The organism is Bariatricus sp. HCP28S3_D3 (genome assembly GCF_052065755.1).
Classification (GTDB): Bacteria; Bacillota; Clostridia; order Lachnospirales; family Lachnospiraceae; genus Allocoprococcus.
This window is the reverse complement of sequence record NZ_JBQHTK010000002.1, coordinates 190,015-210,340: the sequence shown is the minus strand read 5'-3', so window position 1 is coordinate 210,340 and position 20,326 is coordinate 190,015. Positions and strand designations below refer to the sequence as shown.

Genomic DNA, 20,326 nt, shown 5'->3' with positions numbered 1-20,326 from the left:
TAAATAGGAAATTCATGAGAATTTCATTACTGCACTTTCATAAAGTACTCCTTTATTTCGGATGCAGCCCCTTTTAATGACCCTTGAACCATCTCCGGTTTTCCTCCGCCTCTTCCTTCAAATGCCTGATTCAGCTCTTTTCCAAGAGGCCGGACATCCTCCGTGCGGCTTCCGATCACATAGCGGTATCCAACATCATCTGTCCCGGCAAATACTCCGCATACTTTCACATTGCGGTCCAGAACCAGATTCATCAGTTCACGCGGTTCACTGCCCTCCAGACCAGATTCAAACAGGCAGACACACGCTTTTCCTTCTTCTATGCCGGTTACTTTCCCTGCAAGCATCTCCCGTCTGGCTTCTATCAGTTTCATCTTCCATGCATTCGTCTCTTCTTTCAACTTCTCAACTGCATCTGCTATCAATTCCTCCTTGGAGGACAAGCTAAACATGATCGCTTTTACACTGTCTTCTTTCGCCTGATAATCTGCCAGTGCACGTCTTCCGCAAACCACCGTAAGCCGAACTCCTCCTTTGTAGTTCTGGACACTAATCAGTTTGATCAGACCGATCTCACCGGTATTATCCACATGCGGTGCGCAGCAGGCACACACATCATACCCCGGTATTCGCACAATACGGACCTGACCCTCGATCTCGATCTTGCTCCGGTATTCCAAAGATGCAAGCTCATCTTTTGACGGGTATAACACCTCGACCGGAATGCAGGCAAATACAGCCTCATTCGCCGCATTTTCAATCTCTCTGACTTCTTCCTTTGTCATTGGGCCATTCAGATCCAGCGTACATATCTCATCACTGAGGTGAAATCCCACATTATCATATCCAAATCTTTTATGGATCAAACCGGACAGAATATGCTCCCCTGTATGCTGCTGCATCCTGGTGAACCTCTGTTTCCAGTCGATCCTTCCCTTTACTTCACTGCCCGGCTCAATGTAGCCTTCAGCTTTATGAAAAATGCTTCCGTTTTTTTCCTGAACATCTACGATTCTTATATCTTCCAAAAATCCGGTATCGGCAGACTGTCCGCCTCCCTCAGGAAAAAAGGCAGTTCTGTCAAGAACCACCTCATAATTTTCCCCGGACTTTTCGCAGGAAATGACCTTCGCATCAAATTCAGCCATATGACTGTCTTCATAATATAATCTCTCTGTCATCATCCTTATGTTCCTTCTTTCGTATTTATTCAAGCCACCTTACGAATAGTTTTATTCTATTTTACATCCTCTCCGGTGCTTCAAATCCCAGCAGATCGATACAGGTATTCAGAATATCTCTTGTCAGTTTCAAAAGCCCAATATAACTCTTCTGTTTTGCCTTATCCTCTTCTGCCAGAATTTTTGTTTCATGGTAGAAACGATTAAATGCATTTGCCAAATCATAGATATACGCGCAGATCTTATGCGGCGCAAGCTCCTGATATGCTGTTTCCATCACACTTCCAAATTTGGCAGCCTCCAGCATCAGAGCCTTCTCACTCTCACTTCCGGCGCCAAGAATCCTCGTATCATCCAGCGTATTTCCATTTTCTTTGTATTTATTTAAAATCGACTTGATCCGGACGATCGTATAGAGAATGTACGGACCGGTATTTCCTTCAAATGAAGTGAAACGATCCACGTCAAAAATATAATCCTTCGCAGCCTGATTGGAAAGATCTCCGTATTTAATCGCAGACATTCCCACGATCTTCGCTGTTTTCTCCGCTTCCTCTTCTGCAACAGTACGATTGTCGGTAATCTTCTCATACATCTTATCCGTAATATCTTTGATCAGATGTTCCAGACGCATCACGCCGCCTTCTCTGGTCTTGAACGGCTTTCCATCTTTTCCGTTCATCGTTCCGAAGCCAAGGAACGTAAGCTTTGTATCCTCGCGCACGATTCCGGTCTTCTTCGCGCAGCGGAATACCTGGATAAAATGAAGTTCCTGACGCTTGTCAACCACATAGATCACTTCATCCGGATGATAAAGTTCTTCTCTTTCAACCAGCGTTGCAAGGTCTGTGGTATCATAAAGCGCGGCACCGTCTGATTTCAGAATCATACACGGAGGGATCTCCTTCGTATCTGTTTCTTCCTTTACGTCCACCACAAGTGCTCCCTCATCCAGATGTGCATATCCTTCATCCTTCAGGCGCTGCACCATATCCGGAATATATTTTTGCGCATCTGCCTCGCCCTTCCACAGGTCAAATTCCACATTCAGATTCGCATAATTCTTCTTAAGATCTGCTACAGATACATTCATAATATGATTCCAGATTGCACGGTATCCTCTTTTCCCGTTCTGCAGCTGGAAAGTAGCCTCCAGAGCCTCCTCACGATAGTCTTCATGCTCCTTGGCATATGCGGATGCAGCAGGATAGATTTCCTCCAGATCACCGATCGTAAACGGCGGTTCTTCCGGATATTCTCCGGTAAACGCATCGTCAAAATACGGCAGATTTGGCTGACGCTTTCTAAGCTCTGTAATAATCAATCCCATCTGATATCCCCAGTCGCCAAGGTGAATATCTCCGGTCACACGATTCCCCATGAAGCGGGTAATTCTCTTAATACTTTCGCCGATGATCGCAGAACGAAGATGTCCTACATGCAGCGGTTTTGCTACATTCGGTCCGCCGTAATCGATCAGGATCGTCTTCGGATTTTTCTCTTCTTCCACGCCAAATTTATCATCTTTTGCCATTTCATTCAAATATCCGGCAATATAATCCGGATTCGTTTTCAGATTAATAAATCCCGGCTTCACAGCCTCTGCCTCGCGAATGCTTCCATCACCTGTAATCTTTGCCACAACCTCTTCCGCGATCATGATCGGTGCTTTGTGGTACTTTTTAGCTCCGGCCATCGCCCCGTTGCACTGGTATTCGCAAAGATCCGGCCGATTGGACAGCGTCACTTTCGCCAGTTCTTTTTCATATCCGGCCTCCTCAAACGCCTGTTCCAGTTCCTCTGTTATAAGATCCAGGATTTTCTTCATACTCTTCTTCCTCTCTGTCTTTCAAATCTGTTTCAAAACCAGTTTTTATTATAAGGGAATCTTCTCCCGTGCGCAATATTTTATTTCAGCACGCTTTGTAAATCCCCCAGTGCCTGCGCCAGCATTTCATCCGAATGTACAGCACGGGCGTAAGATTCTTCGATCTGCCTGAATAGTCCCCGTACATCTTCATGCTGCGTGATATGTGCGATGTATTTCTGGATCTCTTCATCTACGCTTGCACTGATTTTAATTGTTCCGTCCTCTTCCCTCTCTATATAGAGCGTTCCCAGCCCCGGAACCGGCGTATAGATATCTCGGATCTTCATCTCATAGGTCGCATATACCACATAGGTATTTTCATATTGCCCGTTTTTCATATACAGATAAAGGTTCTCGTAATTCTCGACATAATCTGCATTTTCTCCAATCCGGGCATAGTACTTTTCCACCGCCTGATTCACATCTTCCATCCTGCTCTCACGAAGTGGATTCGTCTCCATCTCTTCGCATCCTTGAACGCTCACGATCGCGGGAACCGGAATCACCTGCGGTTCTTCCTCATACGTCAGAAAAAACACGGTCATCATCCCTGCCAGTCCAAGAAGCAATATCCCAACGATCACATTCGCCCGCTGATGCTTCCAGTACCAGAGACAGAGATTCCTCACTTTTTCCGCCATATCAGAAACCTCCTTGTTCTCCCCCATGATAACGCGGCAGATTTTCTGCGTCAATAGCGAAAAATTGAAAGTTTTGTCAGATGCAAAAATGCGGCATCACTATTACAAAAAACAGCAGAAATACATGTAACAAATCATGTACTCCTGCCGTTCTCTTATACGTCCCTGATCAGAATCGAACTGACGCACCCGCCTCCGGAGGGCGGTGCTCTATCCACTGAGCTACAGAGACAATAATTAATATAGCACTATTATCTCTAAAAATCAAGTGAAAAATCATAATCTATTCTGACCAGATTCACAGTTATCTTATATTTCGTTAGAAAATGACCCTCTTTTCTTTACGAATATATCGATAGACCGTATTGGACAGTATCTCTTCTTGTTCCACTTCCGTCTGATTGATCTCCTCAACCATATTCTCAAGCTGAAGCCGATTCATTCCAAGGCTTTCCGGAACTACAATCAGTTCATGAATACTGCTGGGAAGGATATAGAAGTCTTCTCCGATAAGAGCAGCAACTTTCTCCCAGGTGTCCGGATACAACATGACTGCTGCACCCAGATTGCGTGTCTGGTTCGTCACTACGTACATGGTGTCCGCAAGAATACCAAGATCCATCGGAAGCAGTTTCGGCGTGTTCTCTTTCGCAAGCCGGCTGATTTCTTCCTTCGTGACATTCCACCGAAGCATATGCTCACTGCGAATCAGAATCGTTGCCGGTCCGAATCCGGTATGATCCAGAAGAATATAAAAAACAACTGCAAGATCCAGATATTCCTCATAAGGAATCTCTCGAAGCAGTTCCAGATTGGATTCCTTATGAATCAGTTTATAAACAATTTTGTCTTTTATATTCTCAAATTTTAAAATATTGTTATATGGATAGGAATTTTTCAAACTGATCTTTTCATAGATTGAGTGAATTGTCTGTGCCATTTCCTGGACTGAGGCACCTTCGAGATACTGTTCATAGAATTCTTCCAGATAGATTGTCGGAGCAATGTTGACATCTTTTTTTATAAACACAAGCCCGGTTCTTAGGGCACTGTTATTCTTAATTGCTGTGTGAATCTCCACCGCCACATCCGGCTCCATCTGTCCTCTGACTTCTCTGTGCATTGCTTTTACAAAATCCGTATATTCCATACGTTCTCCTTTCCTAAAATCTGAAACTCTGCGCAGCCGTCAAAGAAAACATCATCTGAATGAGAATACCTGATTTACAGGTATGTGAGTTGATTATACGTTTCCTTTCTTCCTTTTTCAAGTACTATTTTTCATGAGCCCCAAAGGCTTTGACAAGAAAAAATGCCGGAACTACGGGATTTATCCGTAATTCCGGCATATACATTCTTATGATTTTTGTGAAAAATGCCAGACACTCATATCTGTACTTTCTATCCTTCAACCTATGCTCTGGATAAATACTCTCCTGTACGAGTATCAATCTTAATTCTTTCACCCTGATCGACAAACAACGGAACCATAACCTGTGCACCAGTCTCAACAGTAGCCGGTTTCGTAGCACCCGTAGCAGTATTTCCCTTTACGCCTGGCTCTGTCTCTGTAATCTCAAGTTCTACAGTAAACGGCGGCTCAATTGCGAAAGGACTTCCCTGATAAGAGCTGATCGTAACGTTCTCATTCTCTTTCACAAACTTCATGGAATCGCCAACAGTTTCTGCGTTAATGGCAATCTGATCATAGGTCTCGTTGTCCATAAAATAATACAAATCTCCGTCGTTGTAGAGATACTGCATATTCTTTCTCTCGATAAATGCTTCCTCAAATGTCTCTGTCGGACGGAATGTTCTTTCTACCACACCGCCATTGATGATGTTTTTAAGCTTCGTACGAACGAAAGCTGCACCTTTTCCTGGTTTTACATGTAAGAACTCAAGTACCTGATATACATTGCCTTCAATTTCCAGCGTCATACCATTTCTGAATTCACCAGCTGATTTTACTGCCATTGTATACTTCCTCCTTAATATATGCTCTACGGCATTCCTTTTTCATCTTAAATCATTCACTTTAATAATTCTATAATAAATCTCTGTATTTTTCAACCGAAACTTTTGTATTTTTATGAACAGTTGCAACTTTTACATATTTTCATGCAGTACTTTCAGAATTTTACTCAGATCCCTTGCGTTCATCTGCCCGGGTGCCGATGCCTTTCCTGCTGTACCGAATGTCATAGCTGAACCGGACATTTCTCCGCAGATCCGGCTGATACCACCTATGCCTCCCATGGACATCGAAACGATCGGACGATCGGCGTACTTTTCGTGCATCTCAACCGTTGCTTCCATAAGGGTCATAACATCTCCCCTGCTTTGTGGCATAACAGCGATCTTCAGGATATCTGCTCCCGCTTCCTGCATGGCACAGAGTCTCCGAACGATCTCATCCTTCTTTGGTGTCTTTTCGAAATCATGGTTGGATGCAATAACCTTTCCATGACACCGGTGAATTTCTTCAATCAGGCCCGGAACCAGATCTGCGTCCAGAAACGCTTCCACATCGATCAGATCTGCATCTTTCGTTTTTGCTGCTTCTGAATTCAGCATCGCATACATTTCCGGTGTGATATCCTTCTCTCCTCCTTCTTTTGCTGTTCGTATTGTAAAAAGGAGCGGTGTTTCGTTCAGTATTGCACGAAGTTCCTTCAAAACTTCTTTCACCTTCTCCACATCAAATACGTCCTCATACCAGTCTGCTCTCCACTCCGCGATATCTGCCGGGACTTCTGAAAGCTTTCCGGCTTCACCCAGTATCTCCTCCTTCGTTTTCCCGACGATCGGCACACATATTTTAGGGATTCCTTCTCCGATTCTTATATTTCTGATTTCAAGCGGCTTCATTCTTCTCCCTCCTGTCACACACAAATATATCACAGAATGACAATTCGGGCAACCTGACTCTCACTCACTTGGAAACCTCCTCTTTGTAGCATTTCTCCACATAATCTGCAAAATGCTTTACAATAGGAGCTAAATACTTGTTCTTCATTATCGCCATATAAACAAACCGTTCGTAAGAAGGTTCTTTGATTTCCAATACATCCACAGCCAGACTTTTTAAAAGCGGTATTTCCGGCATTACAGCAATTCCAAATCCCTGTGCCACAAGACCTGCCATAGAATTGTCTTCCAGTATTTCGTAAGCTATCTCCGGCATTCCACTCGATTTTTCAAAAAGATCATCAATAATCAGACGAAGTCCACAGGATTTCGGGAAACAGATATGCGGATATTTCACTGTCTCTGCCAGTGTGATCGCTCCTCTGCCGGCCAATTCATGATCTTTGGGTACAACAACCACTAATTTTTCCGTACCTACAGGTATGAAAACAACTTCCGGTTCATCTTCTTTACCCGAGCAAAGTGCAAGATCATACTTTTCTTCTTTTAGTCCCTTGATAATATCTGTCGTACTGCCTGCATGAAAATGGAACTCCACATCCCATCCTTCATGCCGATTTAAAAAACCTCCGACCAGCTGTGGTACAAAAACACTTCCAAGTGTATAAATGTACGCCAAATCAATCATTCCACTCGTTTCACTTGTGAGAGCCTTCATCTTTTTGACGCCTGAATCCAGAATAGAAAGCGATTCCTGCACATATTCGCGAAATACTTTTCCATACTTTGTCAGGGCAACATTTCTTCCGCGCTTTTCAAAAAGAGTGGTTCCCAGTTCCTGTTCCAGCATACTGATGGCATGGCTTAAACTCGGCTGCGTAATGGAAAGCATCTCAGCTGCCTTTGTGTAGTGTTCCACCTGAGCCAGAGTTGCAAAATAATACAACTGATTTAAATTCATAAACCCTACCACCTTTCCTTTTTATTTTACAATAACATAAATTATAGAAAAATACTATAAAAATTATACATATTGTCTATATTATTTTTGTAACATACGAAGGCCGTATTTTATCCGGTGAAACTTCAGTTCTGGTAGAGTAGGCGGATGAACCTTTCATCCGCCCCTCATTTAGCACCCTGTATTACTACAACGCACCGAGTTTAGCTACACGGCTCACTGGCGATTACCGTGACCGGACTTGCACCGGCAAGTGTGGTCCAGCTTCGCTGGACACACGCAAAACAAAAGAGCCTGCTTCCTGCAGACTCCTTTGCTGTTTTCTATTATCTGTTTCTTTTTTTGTCTCTTTTATAAAAATATAGAACAATTTTTTCAAGATAACGTTTCAGAACAATCTGAATTTCTTCTTTTGGATGTATCGGCTTCACAAGTATGCTTTCGATTCCGGTGCGTTTTGCTCCCCATACATCTGTAAATAACTGATCTCCGATGAAAATGGTATTCTTCTCATCCGTGCTCATCAGTTCCATTGCTTTCTTGTAATTCTTTGTAGAAGGTTTATGCGCATTATAGACATATTTACTTCCCACTTTCTCCGCAAAAGGCTTCACTCTCGGCTCTTGATTATTCGAAATCAGACAAGTATCAAATCCAATCCTTCTCAGCGTTTCAAACAGTCGGATAGCTCGCTGGTCGGCCGGTGCGCCGTGAGGAACCAGTGTGTTATCAATATCAAAAATCAGCCCCCGGTAACCCTCTGTATATAACTTGTCAAAATCAATCACATAAGTTGATGCCACATAATCATCCGGGTAAAACATATTAAACATCTTTCTCATCCATTTCCTTCAATTTCTGCATCATCTCTTCACAGATCTCTGAAACACGTTTCTGGTCCGTGCTTACAACGATATCTGAAGCTGCTTCGTATTTGGGTCTTCGCACTTCCATCAGGCCGCCGATATAATCTACATCTTTGTGCCCATTCAAAAGGGGACGGTCATCACTGTCTTTCACGCGCTCCAGAATCGTCTCCGGGGCTGCCGTAAGTAGAACAACTCTTCCATTTTTCTTCATCTCTTTCACGTTGCGGTCTCTCATGGCAACACCGCCGCCACAGGAAATAACTTTGTTCGTCTGAGACTGCATCTCAATCAGAAGATTCGTCTCCAGATTGCGAAAATATTCTTCTCCGTGTACGGCAAAAATATCGGATATACTCATCTTCTCACGCTCTGCGATCACCTGATCCATCTCGATCACTTCCATACCATACTCTTTATTCAGGTAAGCGGAAACTGTACTTTTCCCTGCGCCCATAAATCCAATCAAAACAATATTATAATCCAACATTTTTTTATTCATATTCTTCATTGTATTCCTCATTTCCTGTCTTGTACCACTGTACATATGTATGGATTCAGTATAACAGAATTTATTATTTCTTATCAACCCAAATATCTTATTATTCTTCTTTCGGAGTTGCAAGCGCAGTCTTCACATCAAGCTTAAACTGTTCCCATGCATCTTCATTTTCCACAAAATATTTCGGACAGTTTTTCCCGGTCACATCATAATGTCGGATCACGTCATTTTCATCCAACCCGAACTTCTCGCAGAGCCACGCCGTGAGCTGTACCATGGAACGATATGTCTTCTCATTGAACATCCCGCTCTCATCGGAATGGCAGCATTCGATCGAAACTGTATCTGCATTTCGCGAATTCGAGGCATAAGCCACTTCCCAGGTCGGGATACACTGCACGATTTCTCCATCCAATCCAACGATGAAATGACTGCTTGCCTTCGTGGTATGCGTATCTTTGAGGCCCTCAAAATAGTCTCTGTTCTGCATGGCCGTTGCACCGGGATTTGCCGTATAGTGGATCACAATTCCCTGGATCTCTCCCGTCTCCGTCCCCGGTCTGGAGTATTCATTTACAGTCAAAAGTTCCACATCAATATCCGGTTTTGTCGCATCGATTTTTGCATCCTCTTTTTCCCAGTACTTCCCGGAGCGGATACATCCTGCAATTCGTATCACAGAAAGAATCAAAATCAGTAAAACAAGGATAACTACGCCCAGCTTCAGATAGTGCCGCAGCCGAATCTGCTGCTTCTTTGTATATCCTCTTTCTCTGTTCCTGTATATCTTCTCTTTTCTTCTTCTCTTTCGTCTCTTGCCGAACATTCCTGCCCCTACCTTTTTTCTATAGCTTCATTCTTTTACTTTACCATATTTCCTTCGAACAAAAGCAGAATATTTCATTATTTTTTTCTTAAGCCTTTGAAGCACAGACATAAAAGATGCCCCGGCATCACCGAGGCATCTCATTTTATTCATCTACACTGTAGTTCGGAGCTTCTTTAGTAATATGGATATCATGTGGATGACTTTCCTTTAATGAAGCCGAAGAAATCTTCACAAATCTTCCGGTCGTCTTCAGTGTCTCGATATCCGCAGCACCACAGTATCCCATACCGGAACGCAGACCGCCCATAAGCTGGAATACGGTGTCTTCTACAGAACCTTTATACGCCACACGTCCTTCTACTCCCTCCGGAACCAGCTTTTTAGCATCCGTCTGGAAGTATCTGTCCTTGCTTCCGTTTTCCATAGCAGCAATAGAACCCATGCCGCGGTATACTTTATATTTTCTTCCCTGATATAATTCGAATGTTCCCGGGCTTTCATCGCATCCTGCAAAGATACTTCCCATCATACATACATTCGCACCTGCCGCAATTGCCTTTGTCATATCTCCTGAGTACTTGATACCACCATCAGCAATGATCGGAACCCCATATTCTTTTGCAGCTTCATAGCAATCCATAACCGCTGTGATCTGCGGTACACCGATACCTGCAACGACACGTGTAGTACAGATTGATCCAGGACCGATACCTACTTTGACAGCGTCGGCTCCTGCTTCGATCAGAGCTCTTGTTGCTTCGCCTGTAGCTACATTTCCCGCAATAACCTGAAGTTCCGGGAATGCCTCTTTGATCATCTTGACAGTCCGGATCACGTTTGCAGAATGTCCATGCGCAGAATCTAGCACGACAACATCAACATGTGCCTTCACGAGTGCTTCCGCTCTTTCCAGACAGTTTGCAGTAATACCAATCGCTGCTCCGCAAAGAAGACGTCCTTTGGCATCTTTCGCAGAAAGCGGATACTTGATCTGCTTCTCAATATCTTTAATCGTGATCAGGCCTTTCAGATTGAAATCCTTATCCACGATCGGAAGCTTCTCCTTGCGTGCTTTCGCAAGAATCTTTTTAGCCTCTTCCAGGGTAATGCCCTCCGGTGCTGTGATCAGCCCTTCCGAAGTCATGGATTCTTTAATCTTCTTGGAAAAATCCTCTTCAAACTTCAAATCACGGTTGGTAATGATACCTACCAGCTTTCTTCCTTCTGTGATCGGCACACCTGAAATGCGGAACTTAGCCATCAGATCATTAGCATCCGCAAGTGTATGTTCTGGTGAGAGATAAAATGGATCCGTGATTACTCCATATTCAGATCTCTTAACTTTGTCTACTTCTTCTGCCTGCTGTTCAATCGACATATTCTTATGAATAATACCAATACCACCCTGACGAGCCATCGCAATCGCCATTCTATGTTCCGTAACAGTATCCATACCGGCACTCATCATTGGTATATTCAGCTTAATCTTGTTTGTCAGATAGGTTGACAAATCGACCTGATTCGGAATCACTTCTGAATACCCAGGTACTAAGAGTACGTCATCAAATGTAATTCCTTCTCCGATAATCTTTCCCATTATCCTTTTCCTCTCTTTCGCTTCTTTTGTTGTGATTTAACTGCTATCATACAATACATGTTACACTTATGTCAACCCTAAACAAAAACTTTTCTAGGTGCAAGCATCTTCATTCCTTCCAGAATCGTTGAATTCGGTTCAAAAACCACTCTCTTCTTTTCACCCTTCTGAACGATCACCATCTCGTACTGCTTTGCATCCCGGTTTCCAGAGCTGAAATCCACTGTCTTAAGTCCCTGATACGGTCTAAGTTCTGCTGAACCTGCCTGTGCAAGAACTTCCATCTCATTTAATTCCATCGTGAAAACCTTTTTTCTGCGGGACTTTGCCATAATCTTGTCGATATCAAGAGCGCCGTTGACAAACAGATATTCAAATTCCACATCCATACTGCGGAATAAGAAAACGTCCAGACAAATCAAAATAATTGGTGCAATGATAGCAACCGGAATGATCAAAACAAGCCCAACTGAAGCAACCGTAAGCAAAATCAGTGCTGCTTTTGCAAGAATCGTGCTTGCGGGGGCGTTCCGCTTCACAAGTTGTTCGGTATAATAATCACCCATATCTTACCTCCAAATTTCCTTTTGTATATTTCTATCATTGTATCACTTTTCCTACAAAAAGAAAACTCCTCTTTACGAGGAGTTTTCAAAATTCACAAATAATTCAAAACGGGAATTACATCATTCCCATTCCGCCTGCGCCTCCTGCCGGCATCGGTGGAACATCTTCTTTAATATTTGCAACAACAGATTCTGTCGTGAGCAATGTAGAGGCTACGCTTGTTGCGTTCTGAAGTGCGCTTCTTGTAACTTTAGCCGGGTCAAGAATTCCAGCTTTTACCATATCAACATATTCTTCTGTGTATGCATCGAATCCGTTTCCTGGTTCTGCTTCTCTGACTTTGTTAATGATAACAGCACCTTCCAGACCTGCATTTGCTGCGATATGGAATAATGGAGCCTCCAGAGCTTTCAGGACAACGCCTGCACCTGTCTTCTCATCACCTGTCAATGTCTCAGCCATCTTTGCAACTTCTTTTGCTGCATGGATATATGCAGATCCGCCACCTGCGATAATACCTTCTTCTACTGCTGCTCTGGTAGCTGCAAGAGCATCTTCCATACGGAGTTTCGCTTCTTTCATTTCAGTCTCGGTTGCTGCGCCAACGCGAATAACAGCTACACCGCCTGCCAGTTTTGCAAGTCTTTCCTGAAGTTTTTCTTTGTCAAAGTCAGAAGTTGTCTCTTCGATCTGGGCTTTGATCTGTGCAATTCTTCCGGAAATTGCATCTTTATCGCCAAAACCGTCAACGATTACCGTGTTTTCTTTCTGAACTTTTACAGATTTAGCACGTCCGAGCTGATCCATGGTAACTTCCTTCAAATCAAGGCCAAGTTCTTCTGAGATCACCTGTCCGCCTGTCAGGATCGCGATATCTTCCAGCATTGCTTTTCTTCTGTCGCCATATCCCGGTGCCTTTACTGCTACAACATTGAATGTTCCGCGCAGTTTGTTCACAATCAGTGTTGTGAGTGCTTCACCTTCAATGTCTTCAGCGATAATAAGAAGTTTTGCTCCGGACTGAACGATCTGCTCCAGAAGCGGAAGGATTTCCTGAATGTTGGAAATCTTCTTGTCTGTGATCAGAATGAATGGATTGTCAAGATTTGCTTCCATCTTCTCCATATCGGTGCACATATATGCGGAAATATATCCACGGTCAAACTGCATACCTTCTACCAGGTCAAGTTCTGTCTTCATGGTCTTGGATTCTTCAATCGTGATAACGCCGTCGTTGGAAACCTTCTCCATAGCGCTTGCTACCATCTCGCCTACTTCATCATCACCGGCTGAAATAGCAGCCACTCTTGCGATCTGATCTCTTCCGTTTACTTTGCTGCTCATCTTCTGGATTGCTTCAACAGCGCAGTCCGTTGCTTTCTTCATACCTTTACGAAGAACAATCGGGTTTGCCCCTGCTGCAAGGTTCTTCATACCTTCATTTACCATAGCCTGGGCAAGTACGGTAGCTGTTGTGGTTCCGTCTCCGGCAACATCATTTGTCTTGGAAGCAACTTCACGGATGAGCTGTGCTCCCATGTTTTCAAATGCATCTTCCAGTTCAATCTCTTTTGCAATCGTTACACCGTCATTTGTGATAAGCGGTGCTCCGAAGGATTTATCCAGAACTACGTTTCTTCCTTTTGGTCCTAATGTTACTCTTACTGTATCAGCAAGCTGATTCACACCTGCTTCCAATGCTTTTCTGGCTTCTGCGCCGAATTTAATTTCTTTTGCCATTTCAATCACTCCTGTTTTAAAATAATTCTTTTCTAAAGGCCATATACGGCTGACTATTTGATTACTGCAAGAATGTCACTCTGTTTTACAATGATATATTCAACATCGTCCAGTTCTACTTCTGTTCCGGAATATTTAGAATAGATGACCTGATCGCCGACTGCCACATTCATCGTCACTTCCTTACCGTCCACCATTCCGCCCGGTCCTACTGCGATTACTTCTGCCTGCTGCGGTTTCTCTTTTGACTGTCCCGGTAATACGATACCTGACTTTGTCGTCTCTTCTGCTACTAACTGTTTTAATACAACTCTGTCACCTAAAGGTTCTAATCTCATTGTAATTCCTCCTTGATTTCTATTTTTGTTAGCACTCATTAAATTTGAGTGCTAAAAACTGTCTAGATATAAAATAGCACTGCGACTTCTATTTGTCAACATGCCTTTTTTAATTTTATAATTACTTTATATTTATTTCATAAAATCCATTGACAATCTGAAAAATCAAGATCATTCCGGCTCTGTTCTCATACCGCTCTTTGATCACGCCTTTGCAGACGGCTTCCCCTTTCAGGGTCTGAATCCGGCATTCATAGACTGCATCCAGAGAAATATCGGTTATTTCTCCCGTGCTCATCCGCAGATGAAGCTGCTCCATCTCTTTCTGATACTCGATCACTGTGCATTTGTAAACCGTCTCGTCCTGCTTTCCGCCTTCGAGATAATTGTGGATCATCGAAATGACCGCTCTGTCTCCGTCGTACATTTTTCTTTCTCCTTTCATTGTGATCTATGTTAATGAGAGATAAAAAGGGTATCAGACTCCTGATACCCTTCTCTTCTGTTTTCTATTTCATTTTTTCTCTTTTGATCTTGTCCAATTCTTTGAAAACATAATCGTTCACGACTTTGATATAAGTACCTTTCATACCGGAAGATCTGGATTCGATCACGCCCGCACTTTCAAACTTACGAAGTGCATTTACGATCACGGAACGGGTAATTCCCACCCGGTCAGCAATCTTGCTTGCAACCAGAATTCCTTCCATGCCGTCAAGTTCTTCGAAAATGTGTATGATTGCTTCCAATTCAGAAAATGATAAAGTACTGATTGCGGATTGTACGATCTGTTCCTTTCTGGTCTCCTCAGCGCTTTCTTCATTCACAGAGCGAAGCATCTCAAGTCCCACGACTGTTGTACCGTATTCACTGAGAATAATATCATCAATCTCATACAAGGCATCTTTCTTGTAAATGAACAGACTTCCAAGCCTCTCTCCCGCAATATCGATCGGAGTAATGATCGCCTGATACCCTTTCACAATCTCCGGTGTAAAACCTAGTGTCTGAAGATTGACATTCTCTTTCGTGGAAAGGATATTCAGGAGACGCTCATTCAGCATCTCGTCAATGTGTCCGCCGACCTCTCCCTTCAGAAGTTCTTTAATCTCCGGAACGCCCGGACAAGCACTGACTCCCAACACTTTTCCTTTTTTACTTACCACAAGCACGTTGGACAGAAGAATCTCTGTCAGCACCTCACAAATGTCATTAAACACAACTTTGCTGGAATTATTATTGTGCAGCAATTTGTTTATTTTTCTAGTTTTATCCAATAATTGTACGCTCATTTTATCCTCCAAAAAGCATTGCACCTCTGGTTTTTCCTCTCCATCGGCTATTGTAGAAATTATTCGCACAAATAGCGAAAAATTTGTGTGCAAAACTATATTATCATACAATTCGCAAGAACTCAATGAATTTCCTATTTATTTTTTACATAACCGCAATGTTCGTCACCGCACACCAGTTTATTTCCTTTTTCCACCATATAGCTTCCGCATTTTGGACATTTTTCCGTGGACGGTTTTTGCCATGACATGAAATCACATTCCGGATTATCCTCGCATCCGTAATATTTTCTGCCTTTCTTAGTCTTGCGCAGCACAATGTCTTTGCCGCATTTCGGACATGCAACGCCGATTTTCTCAAGATACGGCTTTGTATTTTTACATTCCGGGAATCCGGGGCAGGCCAGGAACTTTCCGTGTGGTCCGTATTTGATCACCATGTTGCGTCCGCATTCTTCACACACAACATCCGTAACCTCGTCCTCGATCTTCACGGTATCCAGTTCTTTTTCCGCCTTTTCCACTGCTTCTTCCAGATCCGGATAGAAATTGCGGATCACAGTCTTCCATTCTACCTTGCCTTCTGCAATCATATCAAGAAGTCCTTCCATATAAGCTGTGAAATTCACATCTACGATACTGCTGAAAGATTTTTTCATCATATTATTGACTACTTCTCCCAGCTCTGTCATGTACAGATTCCGGTTCTCCTTCGCAACATATCTTCTGGAAATGATTGTGGAGATTGTCGGAGCATAGGTACTTGGTCTTCCAATCCCCAACTCCTCCAGCGTCTTAACCAAAGCCGCTTCTGTAAAATGCGCAGGCGGCTGAGTGAAATGCTGCTTATAGTCAAACGATTCATGCGTAAGAACCGAATTCTCATCCAGTCCTTTTACAAGGATATTGCTTCCTTCTTTCTCTTCATCGCTTTCCACATAAACCAGGCGGAAACCTTCAAATACCACCTTGGAAGCAGACACTGCAAAACGATAGTCACCTGCTCCGATCCGGATCGATGTCGTCTCATATCTGGCCGGCTGCATTCTGCTGGCAACAAACCGCTTCCAGATCAGCTGATACAGTCGGAACTGATCTCTGGACAGAGAGTCCTTCACCGATGCAGGGGTCCTGGTCACATCAGAAGGACGAATCGCCTCATGAGCATCCTGAATATTCTTCCCGTCTGATTTCTTCGTCTCTTCTACCTGTGTAACATACTGTTCTCCGTACACTTCACCGATGTATGCCTTCACACTTGCATCTGCTTCTTCTGAGATACGGGTAGAATCCGTACGCAGATACGTGATAAGGCCGGTCGTACCGCTGCCCTTGATATCCACGCCTTCGTATAACTGCTGTGCGATCCGCATGGTTTTAGATGTTGCAAAATTCAGGGCTTTGGAAGCTTCCTGCTGCAGGGTACTGGTGGTAAACGGAAGCGGTGCTTTCTTGATTCGCTCGCCCCGTTTCACGTCGGTCACTTCATAACGCACGCCATCCAATCCTGCTAGAATCTGATTCAGTTCTTCCTTGTTATGAATCACCATTTTCTCGTCTTTTGTCCCATAGAACTTCGCTGTAAGGGGCTTCTTCTCCCCCTTGACATTCAGGATCGCATCCAGCGTCCAGTACTCTTCCGGAATAAAGGAGTTGATTTCTTCCTCCCGGTCCGCAATGATACGAAGTGCCACAGACTGTACACGTCCTGCGCTCAGTCCCCGTTTCACCTTTGCCCAGAGAAGCGGACTGATCTTATATCCCACGATTCGATCCAGCACACGCCTTGCCTGCTGTGCATCCACAAGATCCATGTCGATCTCGCGCGCATTTTTCAAAGATGCTTTCACCGCACTCTTTGTGATCTCATTAAAACTGATCCGGTATACTTTCTTATCTTCAAGCTTCAATGCTTTCATCAAATGCCAGGAGATCGCCTCTCCTTCCCGGTCCGGGTCAGTTGCAAGATAAATCTTATCCGCTTTCTTTACTTCCTTTCGAAGATTTGCAAGAATTTCACCCTTTCCCCGAATGGTGATATATTTTGGTTCAAAATCATGTTCAATGTCAATCCCCATCTGACTCTTCGGTAAATCTCTTACATGCCCGTTAGACGCAACCACCACATAGTTGCTGCCAAGGAACTTCTTAATGGTTTTCACTTTTGTAGGTGATTCCACAATTACGAGATAACGTGCCATAATACTCCTCCATGCCTGTCACTGCAATCTATATTCGTCTGAAATAATAATTTTTCGACCGTTCTGATATGTACCCTTTTAATTCAAGCGAGAGCAGAATCCTTGATAATTCTTCCGGAGCAAGTCCGGTGAGCCTTCGGATCTCCTCTCTGCTTCTCGGGAACAAATCGCACTTACTATACACCAAATCCTCTTCAGTTTCAAGCATTATTTTATTTTTATGGTTATTTTGAGCCATTCCGTTTTTCTTATTTTTCGGAATCATGTGAAGTTGTTCACACAGTTCTTCCGGGTCAAGAAGGATTCCTGCCCCCTGATCTATGAGTCGGTGACAGCCTTTGCTGAGAGCACTGTCAGCGGGTCCGGGAAGTGCAAAAATATCTCTTCCCTGCTCCAATGCCATGTCCGCAGTAATCAGTGATCCGCTTTTTTCTTTTGCCTCCATCACGAGCACCACATCCGCAAGGCCGCTGATGAGACGGTTTCGCGCCGGAAAATGATTGGCAAGAGGCGGTGTACCGGGCGGATATTCCGACAGGATTCCTCCCTTCACAGACAAATCTGTATAGAGTCCTTTGTGCTCTCTTGGATAACACAAATCCACTCCGCATCCTAGTACGGCAAAGGTCTTACCGCCGGAAGATAACGCTCCTCTGTGTGCTGCCCCGTCGATTCCCAGTGCCATCCCACTGATGATCTGTGCGCCTGCCTCTGCCAGTATTTCCGAATACTGCAATGTCATCTTCTCGCCGTAGGCACTGCATCTTCTGGCACCTACGATTGCGACACTTGTTCGATTCTCCTCCGGGAGCTCTCCTTTTACGTATAGCCCATATGGCATACCTGTAAGCTCCTTCAACCGTCCGGGATACCTGTCACTGTCCCACGCAAGGAAATGAATTCCTCTTTCTTCCAGTTTTTCCAGCTCTTCCTTCCAGTTCTTACTCTTCCTGCTTTCCATAAGGATCCGCTTTTCTTCCTCTGTGATTCCGGCCATGATGCGCTCTTTTTCACTGATTTCTTCTATATTATATAAAAATTCAGCAGATATTCCCCGATCCGCCCAATTCCGCTTTTTCCCAGGCCTAATTTCTGATATATTCGCCAGATAGTATTCCTGCCACAATTCTGTCATTTTTCTTCTCCTAACAAACCCAATATTTCTTATCCATCATCCTGTACCCGATCGCTTCTCCCAGATGTCCTTCTTCAACCACTTCCGATCCTTCCAGATCCGCGATCGTGCGTGCCACTTTCAGAATTTTGTAATAACTCCTTGCCGTCAGATGCAGCGCATCATATGCCTGTCGCATCAGGGATTCTCCCCGGCTGTCCAGGCGGCAGAACTGTTCTATTTCTTCTTTACGCATCTGCGAGTTTGTTGCAATTGGCAAGTCCTTAAACCGCTCTTTCTGTATTTTTCTCGCCTCTTCCGCCTTTTTTCTCATTTTTTCCGAAGTACATTCTTCCTGTTTTCCCACAAGTACATCATACTCCACCTTCGCCGCTTCCACACAGACATCCAGTCTGTCCAGAAACGGCTGGCTGATCTTTCCCAGATATTTCTGCACCTGTGACAGGGAGCAGGAGCATTTATCCAGATCCGGATAAAATCCGCAGGGACACGGATTCATCGCCGCCACCAACATAAAATCGGCCGGGAACGAATAAATCCCTTGATTTCTGGCGATATGGACGCATTTTTCCTCAAGGGGCTGTCGAAGTGCTTCCAGTGCCGTGCGTGAAAACTCCGGCAATTCATCCAAAAACAGCACACCTCCATGTGCCAGCGTCACTTCTCCCGGCGAAGGGATCATTCCTCCGCCGATCAGAGCTGCCCGGGTCACCGAATGATGAACCTCCCGAAAAGGACGCTTTGTAATCAGCGGATTCTCCCCTTCGATCTGTCCGGCAATACTATAAATCCTGGTGATTTCCAGACTTTCCTCTCTGGTCATACCCGGCAGGATCGTCGGGATTCGTTTGGCAACCATCGTTTTTCCTGCCCCCGGAGGACCGATAAAAAGCAGATTATGATTTCCAGCTACAGCCACAAGCGCCGCCCTTTTCATGATCTCCTGTCCCTGAATGTCACTATAATCTATGTCCGCTTTTTGTACCTCATGAACAAAATCAGACGTAAAATCCGCTTCTGTGACTGCACAGTTGTGCCCTTTGGCCCACTCGCAGACCTCCGCCAGTGTCTTGACGCCCAGAATATGAATTCCCTGGATCAATACCGCCTCTTTCATGTTTTCTTCCGGTACAATGCAGAACCTGATTCCTCTTTCTTTTGCCTCCGCTACAATTGCGAGAATTCCTTCTGTCCTGCGAACACTTCCGTCCAATCCCAGTTCTCCAACCACCAGTGCATTCTTCAGCCTGTTTCCGGGCAGGATCTGAAGTGCCATGAGTACGCCAAGCGCAATCGGAAGGTCAAACGCTGTTCCTCTTTTTCTTACATTGGCAGGCGACAAATTCACGACCACCTTCCTCGCCGGGATCATAAACCCTGTATTTTTCAGAGCCGTTCGTACACGTTCTGCCGCCTCTTTCACCTCAGAAGCCAGGAAACCCACCATATGAAATACCGGAAGACCATTCCCCACATCTACCTCAACCTGAATCATTTCAACTTTGATTCCCTGAATCGATGCTGATAAAATTGTATAAAATCCCATGAAAATTCTCCTTTACCTGACGGTAAAAGTACAAAAATCTTTTCTGAAAATGTTGTGACGGATCGTCACTTTGATTTGCTAAAAGAAAACCGAAATCCTTTAGAAAATGTATCCCCATCATATCGGAAATCATCCGTTTTGTCAATGCCGGAAATCTTTTTTCGGAAATGCACGCTCAGATTTGTCCCC

At 44.1% G+C, this 20,326-nt stretch carries 18 protein-coding genes, 1 tRNA gene and 1 pseudogene; all 20 read right to left on the bottom strand.

All coding sequences use genetic code 11. The features are described from left to right. Positions 1-26: 26 nt before the first annotated feature. Complete coding sequence (locus ACTNB3_RS03320; protein ID WP_427806484.1) at positions 27-1,181, bottom strand: alanyl-tRNA editing protein; 1,155 nt, start codon at positions 1,179-1,181, stop codon at positions 27-29. Between the two features lie 61 nt (positions 1,182-1,242). Then, positions 1,243-3,009, bottom strand: coding sequence for an arginine--tRNA ligase (gene argS / locus ACTNB3_RS03315; RefSeq protein ID WP_427806378.1), 1,767 nt, complete (start codon positions 3,007-3,009; stop codon positions 1,243-1,245). Positions 3,010-3,089: 80 nt separating this feature from the next. Continuing rightward, complete coding sequence (locus ACTNB3_RS03310; RefSeq protein WP_427806379.1) at positions 3,090-3,692, bottom strand: hypothetical protein; 603 nt, start codon at positions 3,690-3,692, stop codon at positions 3,090-3,092. A gap of 160 nt (positions 3,693-3,852) precedes the next feature. Continuing rightward, a tRNA-Arg gene (locus ACTNB3_RS03305) sits at positions 3,853-3,924 on the bottom strand. An 87-nt stretch (positions 3,925-4,011) separates the two neighbouring features. Next, positions 4,012-4,842, bottom strand: coding sequence for a DUF5688 family protein (locus ACTNB3_RS03300; protein WP_427819211.1), 831 nt, complete (start codon positions 4,840-4,842; stop codon positions 4,012-4,014). A gap of 263 nt (positions 4,843-5,105) precedes the next feature. Continuing rightward, on the bottom strand, positions 5,106-5,669 hold the full coding sequence (efp, locus tag ACTNB3_RS03295) for an elongation factor P (protein WP_427806381.1): 564 nt from the start codon (positions 5,667-5,669) through the stop codon (positions 5,106-5,108). 132 nt (positions 5,670-5,801) lie between these two features. Next, positions 5,802-6,563, bottom strand: coding sequence for a type I 3-dehydroquinate dehydratase (gene aroD, locus ACTNB3_RS03290; protein ID WP_427806382.1), 762 nt, complete (start codon positions 6,561-6,563; stop codon positions 5,802-5,804). Between the two features lie 64 nt (positions 6,564-6,627). Then, the gene (locus ACTNB3_RS03285) at positions 6,628-7,524 is read right to left on the bottom strand and encodes a LysR family transcriptional regulator (RefSeq protein WP_427819210.1); all 897 of its coding nucleotides are present in this window, start codon (positions 7,522-7,524) and stop codon (positions 6,628-6,630) included. Between the two features lie 326 nt (positions 7,525-7,850). Then, positions 7,851-8,357 carry a YqeG family HAD IIIA-type phosphatase gene (locus ACTNB3_RS03280; RefSeq protein WP_427806485.1) on the bottom strand — a complete coding sequence of 169 codons (507 nt, stop codon included), beginning with the start codon at positions 8,355-8,357 and terminating at the stop codon, positions 7,851-7,853. Continuing rightward, positions 8,350-8,883: pseudogene (locus tag ACTNB3_RS03275) on the bottom strand (shikimate kinase); the annotation flags it as partial. The gene ACTNB3_RS03280 and the pseudogene ACTNB3_RS03275, both read right to left, overlap by 8 nt. A 109-nt stretch (positions 8,884-8,992) precedes the next feature. Further along, positions 8,993-9,718, bottom strand: coding sequence for a peptidoglycan recognition protein family protein (locus ACTNB3_RS03270; protein WP_441024503.1), 726 nt, complete (start codon positions 9,716-9,718; stop codon positions 8,993-8,995). Between the two features lie 145 nt (positions 9,719-9,863). Next, on the bottom strand, positions 9,864-11,318 hold the full coding sequence (guaB, locus tag ACTNB3_RS03265; protein WP_427806385.1) for an IMP dehydrogenase: 1,455 nt from the start codon (positions 11,316-11,318) through the stop codon (positions 9,864-9,866). Positions 11,319-11,395: 77 nt separating this feature from the next. Next, on the bottom strand, positions 11,396-11,884 hold the full coding sequence (locus ACTNB3_RS03260; protein ID WP_427806386.1) for a DUF6106 family protein: 489 nt from the start codon (positions 11,882-11,884) through the stop codon (positions 11,396-11,398). A gap of 115 nt (positions 11,885-11,999) precedes the next feature. Next, a complete protein-coding gene (gene groL, locus ACTNB3_RS03255) occupies positions 12,000-13,625 on the bottom strand; it encodes a chaperonin GroEL (RefSeq protein WP_427819207.1) in 1,626 nt (541 codons plus the stop codon). Between the two features lie 53 nt (positions 13,626-13,678). Next, positions 13,679-13,963 carry a co-chaperone GroES gene (locus tag ACTNB3_RS03250; RefSeq protein WP_427806388.1) on the bottom strand — a complete coding sequence of 95 codons (285 nt, stop codon included), beginning with the start codon at positions 13,961-13,963 and terminating at the stop codon, positions 13,679-13,681. Between the two features lie 121 nt (positions 13,964-14,084). Then, positions 14,085-14,390: a hypothetical protein gene (locus ACTNB3_RS03245; protein ID WP_427819205.1), complete on the bottom strand. Its 306-nt coding sequence runs from the start codon at positions 14,388-14,390 to the stop codon at positions 14,085-14,087. A gap of 82 nt (positions 14,391-14,472) precedes the next feature. Continuing rightward, a complete protein-coding gene (codY, locus tag ACTNB3_RS03240) occupies positions 14,473-15,255 on the bottom strand; it encodes a GTP-sensing pleiotropic transcriptional regulator CodY (RefSeq protein ID WP_427819203.1) in 783 nt (260 codons plus the stop codon). Between the two features lie 134 nt (positions 15,256-15,389). Further along, positions 15,390-17,456 carry a type I DNA topoisomerase gene (gene topA, locus ACTNB3_RS03235; protein WP_427806391.1) on the bottom strand — a complete coding sequence of 689 codons (2,067 nt, stop codon included), beginning with the start codon at positions 17,454-17,456 and terminating at the stop codon, positions 15,390-15,392. Positions 17,457-17,484: 28 nt separating this feature from the next. Continuing rightward, on the bottom strand, positions 17,485-18,591 hold the full coding sequence (dprA, locus tag ACTNB3_RS03230; RefSeq protein WP_427819201.1) for a DNA-processing protein DprA: 1,107 nt from the start codon (positions 18,589-18,591) through the stop codon (positions 17,485-17,487). 10 nt (positions 18,592-18,601) lie between these two features. Further along, on the bottom strand, positions 18,602-20,137 hold the full coding sequence (locus tag ACTNB3_RS03225; protein WP_441024501.1) for a YifB family Mg chelatase-like AAA ATPase: 1,536 nt from the start codon (positions 20,135-20,137) through the stop codon (positions 18,602-18,604). Between the last annotated feature and the right edge of the window lie 189 nt (positions 20,138-20,326).

What these genes read in the sequence shown, in the direction of transcription:
- guaB (WP_427806385.1), bottom strand. Translation starts at nt 11,318, where the DNA reads ATGGGAAAGATTATCGGAGAAGGAATTACATTTGATGACGTACTCTTA.
- argS (WP_427806378.1), bottom strand. Translation starts at nt 3,009, where the DNA reads ATGAAGAAAATCCTGGATCTTATAACAGAGGAACTGGAACAGGCGTTT.
- ACTNB3_RS03300 (WP_427819211.1), bottom strand. Translation starts at nt 4,842, where the DNA reads ATGGAATATACGGATTTTGTAAAAGCAATGCACAGAGAAGTCAGAGGA.
- aroD (WP_427806382.1), bottom strand. Translation starts at nt 6,563, where the DNA reads ATGAAGCCGCTTGAAATCAGAAATATAAGAATCGGAGAAGGAATCCCT.
- ACTNB3_RS03280 (WP_427806485.1), bottom strand. Translation starts at nt 8,357, where the DNA reads ATGTTTAATATGTTTTACCCGGATGATTATGTGGCATCAACTTATGTG.
- groL (WP_427819207.1), bottom strand. Translation starts at nt 13,625, where the DNA reads ATGGCAAAAGAAATTAAATTCGGCGCAGAAGCCAGAAAAGCATTGGAA.
- ACTNB3_RS03245 (WP_427819205.1), bottom strand. Translation starts at nt 14,390, where the DNA reads ATGTACGACGGAGACAGAGCGGTCATTTCGATGATCCACAATTATCTC.
- codY (WP_427819203.1), bottom strand. Translation starts at nt 15,255, where the DNA reads ATGAGCGTACAATTATTGGATAAAACTAGAAAAATAAACAAATTGCTG.
- topA (WP_427806391.1), bottom strand. Translation starts at nt 17,456, where the DNA reads ATGGCACGTTATCTCGTAATTGTGGAATCACCTACAAAAGTGAAAACC.
- ACTNB3_RS03225 (WP_441024501.1), bottom strand. Translation starts at nt 20,137, where the DNA reads ATGGGATTTTATACAATTTTATCAGCATCGATTCAGGGAATCAAAGTT.
- ACTNB3_RS03285 (WP_427819210.1), bottom strand. Translation starts at nt 7,524, where the DNA reads ATGAATTTAAATCAGTTGTATTATTTTGCAACTCTGGCTCAGGTGGAA.
- ACTNB3_RS03250 (WP_427806388.1), bottom strand. Translation starts at nt 13,963, where the DNA reads ATGAGATTAGAACCTTTAGGTGACAGAGTTGTATTAAAACAGTTAGTA.
- ACTNB3_RS03310 (WP_427806379.1), bottom strand. Translation starts at nt 3,692, where the DNA reads ATGGCGGAAAAAGTGAGGAATCTCTGTCTCTGGTACTGGAAGCATCAG.
- ACTNB3_RS03270 (WP_441024503.1), bottom strand. Translation starts at nt 9,718, where the DNA reads ATGTTCGGCAAGAGACGAAAGAGAAGAAGAAAAGAGAAGATATACAGG.
- ACTNB3_RS03320 (WP_427806484.1), bottom strand. Translation starts at nt 1,181, where the DNA reads ATGACAGAGAGATTATATTATGAAGACAGTCATATGGCTGAATTTGAT.
- efp (WP_427806381.1), bottom strand. Translation starts at nt 5,669, where the DNA reads ATGGCAGTAAAATCAGCTGGTGAATTCAGAAATGGTATGACGCTGGAA.
- dprA (WP_427819201.1), bottom strand. Translation starts at nt 18,591, where the DNA reads ATGACAGAATTGTGGCAGGAATACTATCTGGCGAATATATCAGAAATT.
- ACTNB3_RS03260 (WP_427806386.1), bottom strand. Translation starts at nt 11,884, where the DNA reads ATGGGTGATTATTATACCGAACAACTTGTGAAGCGGAACGCCCCCGCA.